Origin of the sequence: Aeromicrobium sp. (assembly GCF_047606445.1) — a bacterium.
GTDB lineage: Bacteria > Actinomycetota > Actinomycetes > Propionibacteriales > Nocardioidaceae > Aeromicrobium.
Genome location: NZ_JASGEK010000014.1, coordinates 1 through 11854, shown reverse-complemented (window position 1 = coordinate 11854; position 11854 = coordinate 1). Strand labels below are relative to the sequence as shown.

Below are 11854 nucleotides of genomic sequence, written 5' to 3'. Positions count from 1 at the left end.
CATGGCCGGCGTCGACACGGACACCTCGGCCCTTGACCATCACCGATGGTCTTCGCCCGAAGGTCAGTAGACCAGCTCGCCCGGGGCGATGGTGACGGGGAAGGGGCGCTCTGCGGTCCAGGACTCGTCCGATCCGACCTCGGCGACCAGCTCGTACCGCCCGTCGACCAACTCGAAGACGGTCAGCGTGAGACGGTTCGGATCGACGATCCAGTACGAGGGGACGCCCGCCCGCTCGTAGCGGTCCTTCTTCGTGTTGAGGTCGTGGAGGTAGGTGCTGGGCGACGCGACCTCAGCCGCGAGCATAGGCCCCGTCGGCAGATTTAACTCTCCAAAAACTCGCTTTGGCGCGACCAGGACGTCGGGCTGGACGACATCGTCGGGCGAAAGCACCACATCGGTCGGCGCGGTGAGTACCCACAAACCTTGTGGCGCGGCTGACAGCAGACGAGCCGCCAACATCAACTGCACGATTTGATGACGTGGCCTCGGCGCGGCGTTCACGTAGAGCACCCCGTCGATGACTTCGTAACGCCGCCCATCATCGGGCAACTCGTTTCGCATCTCCACGGTCCACCGACCCGGTAACCGCTCCGTCTCCATCACGCTCATGGCATCCCGCCTTCCTCTGACCCATCATGCCCCGAGAATCACCCGGAGGCCAGGAATCCGTCCAACGACTTATCCACAGAAAGCTGGAACGCCTCACCCCACCTCGTCGGGCGCGTCCTTGGCGCTGCGGGAGCGGGTGACCCGTTTGGCCAGCTTGGCGCCGGGGACCGCGCCGAGCGGGCTGAGGGCGCCGTCGATGACGCCGGCGATGCGCTCGGCCGAGGCGCGCGCGACCCGGACGTCCTCCTGCGTCTCGGGCACGCTGGCCAACAGCGCGCGGACGTCGTCGAGCAGGCCGTCCTCGATCTCCTTGCCCACCGCCTCCAACACCGGCCGCGCGGCCCGCAGCGTGGCGATGGCCTCGTCGAGCAGCGTCTCGATCTTCTCGGCGAAGCGCGCCGAGCCCGCCAGCGAGGACGCCGCCAGACCGATCGGTCCGCGCGGTCCCGACTTTCCGGCGAGGCTCTTCTTCGAGTGGTTCTTCGGCATGGGCGTCAGCGTATCCCGCGGAGACGACGAGGCCCCCGGAACCCTCAGGTTCCGGGGGCCTCGCTCTGAGCTGCGTCAGCGGGTCACTTGATGATCTTGGTGACCTTGCCGGCGCCGACCGTGCGGCCGCCCTCGCGGATGGCGAAGTTCAAGCCCTCGTCCATCGCGATGGGCTGGATCAGCTCGACCGTCATCTCGGTGTTGTCGCCGGGCATGACCATCTCGGTGCCCTCGGGCAGCGTGACGACGCCGGTGACGTCCGTGGTGCGGAAGTAGAACTGCGGACGGTAGTTGTTGAAGAACGGCGTGTGACGGCCACCCTCCTCCTTGGACAGGATGTACGCCTGGCCCTCGAAGTTGGTGTGCGGGGTCGTCGTGCCCGGGGCGATGACGACCTGGCCGCGCTCGACGTCCTCGCGCTTGGTGCCGCGGAGCAGGAGGCCGACGTTCTCGCCCGCCTGGCCCTCGTCGAGCAGCTTGCGGAACATCTCGATGCCGGTGACCGTGGTGGTCTGCTTCTCCTCGCGGATGCCGACGATCTCGACGGTCTCGTTCACCTTGATGACGCCGCGCTCGATACGACCGGTGATGACGGTGCCACGACCGGTGATCGTGAAGACGTCCTCGACCGGCATGAGGAACGGCTTGTCCGTCTCACGCGGGGGCAGCGGGATGTACTCGTCGACCGCGGCCATGAGCTCGAGGATCGACTTGCCCCACTTCTCGTCGCCCTGGAGGGCCGGGTGCGCGGCGACCTGGACGATCGGGACGTTGTCGCCGTCGAACTCCTGGTCGTTGAGCAGCTCGCGGATCTCCATGTCGACGAGCTCGAGGATCTCCTCGTCGTCGACCATGTCGCACTTGTTGAGCGCGACGACGATCGACGGCACGCCGACCTGACGCGCGAGCAGCACGTGCTCACGGGTCTGGGGCATCGGGCCGTCGGTGGCGGCGACCACGAGGATCGCGCCGTCCATCTGGGCCGCGCCGGTGATCATGTTCTTCACGTAGTCGGCGTGCCCGGGGCAGTCGACGTGCGCGTAGTGACGGTTCTCGGTCTGGTACTCGACGTGCGAGATCGAGATCGTGATGCCACGCTGACGCTCTTCGGGCGCCTTGTCGATCTGGTCGAAGGCCGAGGCCTCGTTCAGATCGGGGTACGCGTCGTGCAGCACCTTGGTGATCGCCGCGGTCAAGGTCGTCTTGCCGTGGTCGATGTGACCGATGGTGCCGATGTTCATGTGCGGCTTGGTCCGCTCGAACTTCGCCTTAGCCACTGGGGCTCCTCCTGGTTGTGATGACGTGCTGACTATGAAGGCCGTCGGGTCCCGCGTCGCGGAAAACCTCAGGCCACCTTATGCGATGGACCGCTGTTACTCGCCGCGGGCCTTCTTGATGATCTCTTCCGCGACGGCCTTCGGGACCTCGGCGTAAGAGTCAAACTGCATCGAGTACGAGGCGCGACCGGAGGTCTTGGACCGCAGATCGCCGACGTAACCGAACATCTCGGACAACGGGACGAGCGCCTTGATGAGCTTGGCGCCCGCGAAACCCTCGTCCATGGACTGGACCTGGCCGCGCCGGGAGTTGACGTCGCCGATCACATCGCCCATGTAGTCCTCGGGCGTGGTGATCTCGACGGCGAACATCGGCTCCAAGATGACCGGGTCGGCCTTGCGCGCGGCCTCCTTGAAGGCCATCGAGCCGGCCAGCTTGAACGCGAGCTCCGAGGAGTCGACGTCGTGGTAGGCGCCGTCCTCCAGCGTCACCTTCACGTCGACCATGGGGTAGCCGGCGAGCACGCCGAACTGCATGGCGTCCTTCGCTCCGGCGTCGACCGACGGGATGTACTCGCGCGGCACGCGGCCGCCGGTGACCTCGTTGACGAACTCGTAGCCGCCCTCGCCGCCGACGACCGGGCCCGTGGGCGCGATGCCGATGACGACCTTGGCGAACTGGCCCGAGCCGCCGGTCTGCTTCTTGTGCGTGTAGCTGTGCCCGGTGACGGTCTTCTTGATCGTCTCGCGGTACGCGACCTGCGGCTTGCCGACGTTGGCCTCGACCTTGAACTCGCGCTTCATGCGGTCGACGAGGATGTCGAGGTGCAGCTCGCCCATGCCGGCGATGATGGTCTGCCCCGTCTCCTCGTCGGTGTGCACCTGGAAGGTCGGGTCCTCCTCGGCGAGACGCTGGATGGCGACGCCGAGCTTCTCCTGGTCGGACTTCGTCTTGGGCTCGATGGCGACCTGGATGACCGGGTCGGGGAAGGTCATCGACTCCAGGACGATCGGCTTGGCCGAGTCGGCCAGCGTCTCGCCCGTGGTGGTGTCCTTCAGGCCCATGACGGCGACGATCTGACCGGCGCCGACCGACGCGATCTCCTCGCGCTTGTTGGCGTGCATCTGGTAGACCTTGCCGATGCGCTCCTTGCGGCCCTTGGTGACGTTGAGCACCTGGGTGCCGGCCTCCAGACGGCCGGAGTAGACGCGCACGAAGGTCAGCTTGCCCAGGTGCGGGTCGGCGGCGATCTTGAACGCCAGGCCGGCGAACGGCTCGTCGTCGGACGGCTTGCGGCTGTCCTCGACCTCCTCGTCCTTGGGGCTCGTGCCCTTGACCTCGCCGATGTCGATCGGGCTCGGCAGGAAGGCGACGACCGCGTCGAGCAGCGGCTGGACGCCCTTGTTCTTGAAGGCGGTGCCGCACAGGACCGGGTTGAGCTTGGTCGACAGCGTGGCGCGGCGGATGGCGGCCTTGAGGTCGTCGACGCTGATCTCCTCGCCCTCGAGGTAGGCCATCGCGATGTCGTCGTCGACGTCGGACAGCGTCTCGAGCAGCGCCTCGCGCGCCTCGGCGGCGGCGTCGGCCAGGTCGGCGGGGATCTCCTCGACGACGTAGTCCTCGCCCATCGTGGTCTCGCCGCGCCAGACCTTGGCGTTCATCTCGACCAGGTCGACGACGCCGATGAAGTCGGCCTCGGCGCCGATCGGCAGCTGCAGGACCAGCGGGGTGGCGCCGAGGCGCTCGCGGATGGTCTTGACGCAGAAGTCGAAGGACGCGCCGGTGCGGTCGAGCTTGTTGACGAAGCACATGCGCGGCACGCCGTACTTGTCGGCCTGACGCCACACCGTCTCGGACTGCGGCTCCACGCCGGCGACGCCGTCGAAGACCGCGACCGCGCCGTCGAGGACGCGCAGGGAGCGCTCGACCTCGACGGTGAAGTCGACGTGGCCGGGGGTGTCGATGATGTTGATCTGGTGGTTCTTCCACCAACAGGTCGTCGCGGCCGACGTGATCGTGATGCCGCGCTCCTGCTCCTGCTCCATCCAGTCCATCGTCGCGCCGCCGTCGTGGACCTCACCGATCTTGTAGGTGATGCCCGTGTAGAACAGGATGCGCTCGGTGGTGGTGGTTTTGCCGGCGTCGATGTGCGCCATGATGCCGATGTTGCGGACCCGGGTGAGGTCCGTGGTGATGTCTGTCGCCATGGGTGAGGCCTGAATCTCTTCCGTGAGAAAGCGGTGGGGCGGCCCCTGCTAGCGCAGGGGCCGGCCGGTTACCAGCGGTAGTGGGCGAAGGCGCGGTTGGCCTCGGCCATCTTGTGCGTGTCCTCGCGCTTCTTCACCGCGCCGCCGAGGCCGTTGCTGGCGTCGAGGATCTCGTTCTGCAGGCGCTCGGCCATGGTCTTCTCACGACGCTCGCCGGCGTACTTGGTGAGCCAGCGCAGGGCGAGGGTCGTCTGGCGGGCCGGACGGACCTCGATCGGGACCTGGTACGTGGCGCCGCCGACGCGACGGCTCTTGACCTCGAGTGCGGGCTTGACGTTGTCGAGCGCGCGCTTGAGCGTGATGACCGGGTCGGTGCCGGTCTTCTCACGGGTGCCCTCCAGCGCCGTGTAGACGATGCGCTGGGCGGTCTGCTTCTTGCCGTCGATGAGGATCTTGTTGATCAGCTGCGTGACGAGCTGGTTGTCGTAGACCGGGTCGGTCTCGGGGACGCGCTTGGGCGCGGGGCCTTTGCGGGGCATCAGCTCTTCTCCTTCTTCGCGCCGTAGCGGCTGCGGGCCTGCTTGCGGCCCTTGACGCCCTGGGTGTCGAGCGAGCCGCGGACGACCTTGTAACGGACGCCGGGGAGGTCCTTCACGCGACCGCCGCGCACGAGCACGATCGAGTGCTCCTGGAGGTTGTGACCCTCGCCGGGGATGTAGGCAGTGACCTCGGTGCCGCTGGAGAGCTTCACACGCGCGACCTTGCGGAGCGCCGAGTTCGGCTTCTTCGGGGTCGTGGTGTACACGCGGGTGCACACTCCACGACGCTGCGGGGAGCCCTTGAGGGCCGGGGTGTTGGTCTTGACCACCTTGGACTGGCGGCCCTTGCGGACCAACTGATTAATCGTGGGCACTACGCGACATCCTTCTTCTCGACTGGGAGAGTCTCGACTCACTCATGCACTCGCCATCGCCGTGGGGATAGGTCCGATCCGGACGTGACTGGACGACAGGATGCGTGCATGGGGCCTGGGTGTTCCAGACACAGCGACTAAGGCTACCCGCTGAGGTCGGCGCGGTCAAAATCGGCGCCGTTCCCGGCTGCCGGGGACGCAGGATGATGGCTTTGGGCAGCCATCGCGACCCGTATCCATCATCCTGCGTGTCCGGGGGGACCAAGGATGATGGCTTTAGGTGGTGATAGCTACCTCAACCCATCATCGTGCGTCAGGGGACGAGGGGGCCGCGCAGGAGTTGGCGGGCGGACAGGCCCTCGGTGGCGACGCTCGCGTTGTCGATCCGGCCCCACAGCGCCAGGTAGATCTGCGCCGCCGGTCCCACGATGCGGCCGGTCACCCCCGTCTCGTCGCGGGCGAAGGCCAGGACCGGGGTGCGCATCGCGTCGGGGGCCTCGGCGATGATCCAGGATCGCCCGACGTCGGTGGCGGTGATCTTGACCCGCCCCGTCAGGTGCGGGCGCCGGCCCTGCGCGGTCAGCCGGGCGAAGAACACGCTGAGCACCTCGTCGATCCCGTCGGCGGCCACCTGCGCGGGCACCGGCCAGCCGTCGACGCCCAGCCCGAGGGCGAGGCAGGCGTCGACGGTGTGGACCGTCGTCTCGTGCATCTGCCGACGCGCCCAGAACGCCGCCCGCTCGTCGACCCGCGAGAAGTTCGGGGTCGGCTCGTCCTCGTCGACCGCCATCAGGATCTCCAGCAGCGCGGCGGCGGTCCCGGCGTACCACTCCGAGGCGGGCTGGGTGACCCGCACGCCCACGGGGTCGTCGAGGCGCTGGCCGCTGAGCAGGATCGACCCGGCCCAGCGGTGCATCGAGCCGAGGTGGAGGGTGAGGTCGTCGAAGGTCCAGCCCGGACACGACGGGACCGCCTCGGTGCCGAAGGCCGCGTCGGCGAGCTCGGCATAGCGCTGCATCGCCGCGCCGAGCTCCAAGACGTGGTCCATCAGCCCTCCAGCAGTTGAGCGAGCGTCAGGGCGCGCACCCCGGCGAGGTCGTCGAGCTGCGTCCGGCACGAGAACCCGTCTGCCACCACGACCGCTCCTTCCGGGGCCTCTCGGACGGCGGGGAGCAGCTGCTGCTCGGCCACCGCGACCGACACATCATAGTGTCCCTTCTCGACCCCGAAATTCCCCGCCAAGCCGCAGCACCCGGCGAGTCGCTGGACCGTCGCGCCGGTCCTCTCCAACAGCGCGAGGTCGGCGTCGAAGCCCATGACCGAGGCGTGGTGGCAGTGCGGCTGCACGATCACCGTCCGGCCGGTCAGGTCCGGCGGCGTGTAGCCGTCGGTGCGGGCCAGCAGCTCGGCGGCGGTGAACACCCCGGCGGCCACCTCCCCGGCGCGCGGGTCGTCGAGCAGCTCCACGGCGTCCGAGCGCAGCACCGCCGTGCAGGACGGCTCGATCCCGACGATCGGCACGCCCGCCGCGACGTACGGGTGCAGCGTGTCAACGGCCAAGGCGATCTTGCGGCGCGCGGTGTCGAGCTGGCCGGTGGTGATCCAGGTCAGGCCGCAGCAGGCGGGCTTGGACAGCGTCTCGACGGCGTAGCCGGCCGACTCCAACAGCCCGATGAGCGCGTGGCCGCCGTCCGTCTGCAGATATTCGGTGAACGAGTCCGACCACAGCAGCACGCGGGGCCGGTCGGCGGCGACCTCCCGGCGGCGGGTCTCGCGCGCGAACGACTTCGGCGCGAACGACGGCAGGCTGCGCCGCTGGTCGACGCCGGCGGTCCACCGCGCCAGGTGCACGACGCCGGGGACCTTGAGCGAGAGGTTCACCAGCCACGAGATCGGCGAGACGAGCCGCGACCAGAACGGCAGCTTGCCGAGGATGTAGTGGCTGCGCGGCCGCAGACGGCCCCGGTACGCCTGGTGCAGCACCTCGGACTTGTAGCTGGCCATGTCGATGCCGGTCGGGCAGTCGTTGAGGCAGCCCTTGCAGGCCAGGCACAGGTCGAGCGCCTCATGCACCTCCGGCGCGCGCCAGCCGCCGTCGACCAGCCGTCCGTCGACCATCTCCTGCAGCATGCGGGCGCGACCCCGCGTGGAGTCCTTCTCGTCGCGGGTGGCCTGGAAGGACGGGCACATGACGCCGCCGGAGCCCCGGTTGTCGGCGAGGCATTTGCCGACGCCGGTGCAGCGGTGCACGGCCGCGCCGAAGCTGCCCTCGTCGTGCAGCAGCCGCAGGCCCGTGCGGCGGGACCGCTCCAGACCGGCGGGCCAGGCGCGGTGCTGGCCGCGCAGCGCGGCGTCGAGCGGGTCGGGGTCGACCAGCACGCCCGGGTTGAGCAGGTTGCTCGGATCGAAGACGTCCTTGACCGCCCCGAACAGCGCCATCGCGTCCTCGGAATACATCAACGGCAGCAGCTCCGAGCGCGCCCGGCCGTCGCCGTGCTCGCCGGAGAAGGAGCCGCCGTGGCGCGCGGTCAGCCGGGCGGCGTCGACGATGAAGTCGCGGTAGACCGCCCGGCCGCCCTCGGCGCCGAGCGGGAAGTCGACGCGCACGTGCACGCAGCCGTCGCCGAAGTGGCCGAAGGGCACCCCGTGCACGTCGTGGGCGTCCATCAGCTCCTCGAACTCGCGGAGGTAGGCGCCGAGGCGTTCGGGCGGGACGGCGGCGTCCTCCCAGCCCGACAGCGCCGGACGGTCCCAGACCCGCGAGGACAGGCCCGCGCCCTCCTCGCGGATGCGCCACAGGACGGCCTGCTCGGCCGGGTTCGTGACGTGCCGGTGGTCGAGCGCCCCGGCCGCAGCGACCACCTCGTCGGCCTGCGCGGCCAGCCGGGCGGGGTCGTCGCCGGCCAGCTCGACGTAGAGGAAGCCGCCGCCGCGCGGCATCTCCGGGACCGCCGACGGCCCCTTCGCCCCGGTGTAGACCTCGACGATGCGCGCGCCCAGGCCCTCGCAGGCGACCGGCTCGAACGGCAGGACGGCGGGGACGTGGTCGGCGGCCTCGGCCATGCTCGGGTAGCCGAGCACGACGAGGTGGATGCGGCGCGGCGCGGCGACCAGGTCGACGGTGGCCTCCAGCATGAGTGCGAGGGTGCCCTCGGAGCCGGCCATGAACGAGGCGACGTCGAAGCCCTTCTCCGGCAGCAGGTGCTCCAGGCTGTAACCGGACACCTGGCGGCCGAAGCGGCCGAACTCGGTGCGCACGGTGGCCAGACCGCCCGCGACGACGCCGTCGAGGCGGTCGAGCGCGGCGGACGCCGGGCGGGCGAGGTCGCGGCCGACGAGCAACCGCTCGCCCGTGCCCGTCACCAGGTCGAGCGCGGCGACGTTGTCGGCGCTGCGCCCGTAGCCGAGCGCGCGGTTGCCGCAGGCGTTGTTGCCGATCATGCCGCCGACCGTGCAGCGGGTGTGGGTCGACGGGTCGGGGCCGTAGCGCAGGCCGTGCGGGGCGGCGGCCTTCTGAAGCGCCGCGTGGACGACGCCGGGGTCGACGCGGGCGGTGCGCGTCTCGGGGTCGACCTCGTGGACGCGGTTCAGGTGCTTGGCGACGTCGAGCACGATGCCCGTGCCGACGGCGTTGCCGGCGATGGAGGTTCCGGCGCCGCGCGCGGTGATCGGCACGCCGGTCTCACGGGCCGCGTCGACCGCCGCCAGGATCTCCTCGGGCGAGCGCGGCCGCACCACGACCTGCGGCACGACCCGGTACAGCGAGGCGTCGGTGCTGTAGACCGCTCGGGTCGTCGTGGAGTCGTCGACGTCCGCGATCCCCCGTGCCCGCAGGGCCGCCGTCACGTCACTGCTCACCATGGTCGCCACGAGTAGCATGCTACTCGACCTCGGGCACGACACCCCGCTTCGATCCCCTGGCGGCGTGAGGCCCCCTCCGTCGGGCGGAGGGGGCCTCGCAGGTCAGCTGTGCCGACGGGCGCGGCGCACGAGGACGGCGCCCGTTCCGAGCAGCAGGAGCGCGGCGGTCAGCATGGCCGGCGATATCGGCGAGCCGGTGCCCGGCAGCAGGCCGGGCAGGCCGCCGTCCGGGTCGTCGGAGTCGTCCGGGTCGTCGGTCGTCTCCGTCGCGGCCGGCTCGATGGTCAGCTCGATCGTCGCCCCGTAGGTGAGGCCGTCGTCGCCGACGACGATGTACGTGACCGGCGGGACGGCCCCGGTGAAGCCGTCCTCCGGCGTGAAGGTGATCAGCCCGGTCGTCGTGTCCACCGTCCACGTGCCGACGCCGTCGACCACCAGCTCGGTCACCGGCAGGCCGGTTTCCGGGTCGATCAGCCGCACGCTCGACGGGTCGAGGGTCACGCCGGGGATCTGGTCGTTCGCGAGCGGGTCGATGACGACCGGGGAGCCGCCCTCGGCCGTCTCCTCGTCCGGGGTGACCAGGCCGACGGCGGTCACCGTGACGTCGGCGGTGTAGGTCCGTCCGCTCTCGCTGGTGACCACGTACGACACGGGCGGGGGCGTGCCCACGTAGCCGGGCGCCGGGGTGAAGGTGATGACGCCCGTGGAGGTGTCGACGGTCCACTCGCCCTCCGGCGTGGACAGCGAGGTGACCGGGTCGCCGGTGGCCGGGTCGATCAGACGGACCGTGGTCGGGTCGAGGGTCTCGCCCGGGATCCGGTCGTTGGCCAGCGGGTCGAACACCGCCGGGCCGCCCGGCGTGGTGAGCACCTGGTCGGGGGTCGCCGCGCCGACGACCTCGACGGAGACCTCCGCCGTGTAGGTGGCGCCGTCGCCGCCGGTCACCACATACGCCAGCGGCGTCGTCTTCCCTGTGAAACCCTCCGCCGGGACGAACGTCACCACGCCGGTCGTCTCATCGACCGTCCACGTGCCCTCGTCGGTCGTCACCGAGGTCTTCGCCTGCCCGTCCGACGGGTCGACGAGCCGCACGCTCGAGGCGACCGGCGACGGGACGTCGTCGTTGGCCAGCACGTCGACCGCCACGCTGTCCGAACCCGGCCGCAACACCGCCGAGTCGTCCGTGGCCGCGCCGATCACGTCCACGGTCATCGTCGACGTGTACGTCTGCGTGCCGTCCTCGCTGTCGATCACGTACGACATCGGCGGCGTCTTGCCTGTGAAACCGTCCTCCGGCGTGAACGTCACCTCGCCGGTGTCGGTGTCCACGCTCCACGTGCCCACGCCCGGGATCGTGACCTCCTCGACCGGGTCGCCCGTGTCCGGGTCCACCAGACGCACGCTCGTCGGATCGAGCTCCACACCGTCCGGGGTGTCGTTGTCGCCCGGATGGAACGTCACACTCGACTCGCCCGGCGACAGCGTCACCGTGTCGGGGGCGGCCGCGCCGAGCACCTCGACGGAGACCTCCGCGGTGTAGGTGACGCCGTCCGCGCCGGTCACCAAGTACGTCATCGGCGGGGTCGTGCCGACATAGCCCGCCGCCGGAGTGAAGGTGATCTGGCCGGTGGTCTCGACCGTCCACGTGCCCTCGTCGGTCGTCACCGACGACTTCGCCGTCCCGTCGGCCGGGTCGATCAACTCCACGGTCGACGGGTCGAGGGTCGTGCCGGTCGCCGACGCGTCGTTGCCGAGCACGTCGACGGTCGCGCCCGACTCGCCAGGCTGGATCGTCGCCGTGTCGTCGGCGGCCTCGCCGAGCACGTCCACGGTGACGTCGGCGGTGTAGGTGCCGCCGTCGTCGCCGTCGACCAGATAAGCCAGCGGCGGCGTGAGGCCGGTGAAGCCGGACGCCGGCTCGAAGGTGACGCGGCCGGTGATCAGGCTCACCGTCCACGTGCCCACACCGGCGACCGTGACCGACTGCTTCTCCTCGCCGTCGGCCGGGTCGACCAGCCGGACCGAGCCCAGAAGCGGGACGGTCGTGCCGGGGAAGACGTCGTTGTCGAGCACGTCGATCACGACGTCGTCCTCACCGGGGAACAACAGCGCCGTGTCGTCGGCGGCCGCGCCGAGCACCTCGACGGAGACCTCGGCGGTGTAGGTCGCGCCGTCGTCGCCGGTCACGACATAGGAGACCGCAGGCACCTCGCCGACGTAGTTCGGCACGGGAGTGAAGGTGACCGCGCCGGTGGTCGTGTCCACGCTCCAGGAGCCTTCCGGCGTGGTCAGGCTCGGCACCGGCGCGCCGGTGCCGGGGTCGACCAGCCGCACGCTCGTCGGGTCGAGCACCACGCCGTCGACCGTGTCGTTGGCGAGCACGTCGACCGTCACGCTCGTCTCGCCCGGCTGCATCGTGGCCGTGTCGTCGGCGACCTCGCCGATCACGTCCACCACCATCGTGGAGGTGAAGGTCTCCGAACCGTCCTCGCTC

At 70.1% G+C, this 11854-nt stretch carries 9 protein-coding genes; all 9 read right to left on the bottom strand.

The features are described 5' to 3' along the window. Positions 1 to 63: 63 nt before the first annotated feature. Positions 64 to 612, bottom strand: a complete 549-nt coding sequence (locus QM621_RS03815) for a Uma2 family endonuclease (RefSeq protein WP_414989030.1) — start codon at positions 610 to 612, stop codon at positions 64 to 66. Positions 613 to 705: 93 nt separating this feature from the next. After that, complete coding sequence (locus QM621_RS03810) at positions 706 to 1101, bottom strand: hypothetical protein (RefSeq protein ID WP_414989029.1); 396 nt, start codon at positions 1099 to 1101, stop codon at positions 706 to 708. An 83-nt stretch (positions 1102 to 1184) separates the two neighbouring features. Continuing rightward, positions 1185 to 2378, bottom strand: coding sequence for an elongation factor Tu (gene tuf / locus QM621_RS03805; RefSeq protein WP_414989028.1), 1194 nt, complete (start codon positions 2376 to 2378; stop codon positions 1185 to 1187). A gap of 96 nt (positions 2379 to 2474) precedes the next feature. Then, positions 2475 to 4586: an elongation factor G gene (gene fusA, locus QM621_RS03800; RefSeq protein WP_414989027.1), complete on the bottom strand. Its 2112-nt coding sequence runs from the start codon at positions 4584 to 4586 to the stop codon at positions 2475 to 2477. A 68-nt stretch (positions 4587 to 4654) separates the two neighbouring features. Next, on the bottom strand, positions 4655 to 5125 hold the full coding sequence (gene rpsG / locus QM621_RS03795; RefSeq protein WP_414989026.1) for a 30S ribosomal protein S7: 471 nt from the start codon (positions 5123 to 5125) through the stop codon (positions 4655 to 4657). Beyond that, positions 5125 to 5499: a 30S ribosomal protein S12 gene (gene rpsL / locus QM621_RS03790; protein ID WP_414989025.1), complete on the bottom strand. Its 375-nt coding sequence runs from the start codon at positions 5497 to 5499 to the stop codon at positions 5125 to 5127. Before rpsL ends, rpsG begins: the two co-directional genes overlap by 1 nt. Positions 5500 to 5812: 313 nt before the next feature. Further along, complete coding sequence (locus QM621_RS03785) at positions 5813 to 6547, bottom strand: maleylpyruvate isomerase family mycothiol-dependent enzyme (RefSeq protein WP_414989024.1); 735 nt, start codon at positions 6545 to 6547, stop codon at positions 5813 to 5815. Beyond that, positions 6547 to 9378, bottom strand: coding sequence for an FAD-binding and (Fe-S)-binding domain-containing protein (locus QM621_RS03780; RefSeq protein ID WP_414989023.1), 2832 nt, complete (start codon positions 9376 to 9378; stop codon positions 6547 to 6549). Before QM621_RS03780 ends, QM621_RS03785 begins: the two co-directional genes overlap by 1 nt. 84 nt (positions 9379 to 9462) lie before the next feature. Next, the coding region (locus QM621_RS03775) for an Ig-like domain-containing protein (RefSeq protein ID WP_414989022.1) at positions 9463 to 11854 on the bottom strand (2392 nt) is incomplete at its 5' end.

Excerpts from the sequence above, each read along its gene's own strand:
- QM621_RS03815 (WP_414989030.1), bottom strand. The coding sequence starts at position 612 with ATGAGCGTGATGGAGACGGAGCGGTTACCGGGTCGGTGGACCGTGGAG.
- rpsG (WP_414989026.1), bottom strand. The coding sequence starts at position 5,125 with ATGCCCCGCAAAGGCCCCGCGCCCAAGCGCGTCCCCGAGACCGACCCG.
- QM621_RS03785 (WP_414989024.1), bottom strand. The coding sequence starts at position 6,547 with ATGGACCACGTCTTGGAGCTCGGCGCGGCGATGCAGCGCTATGCCGAG.
- QM621_RS03810 (WP_414989029.1), bottom strand. The coding sequence starts at position 1,101 with ATGCCGAAGAACCACTCGAAGAAGAGCCTCGCCGGAAAGTCGGGACCG.
- QM621_RS03780 (WP_414989023.1), bottom strand. The coding sequence starts at position 9,378 with ATGCTACTCGTGGCGACCATGGTGAGCAGTGACGTGACGGCGGCCCTG.
- fusA (WP_414989027.1), bottom strand. The coding sequence starts at position 4,586 with ATGGCGACAGACATCACCACGGACCTCACCCGGGTCCGCAACATCGGC.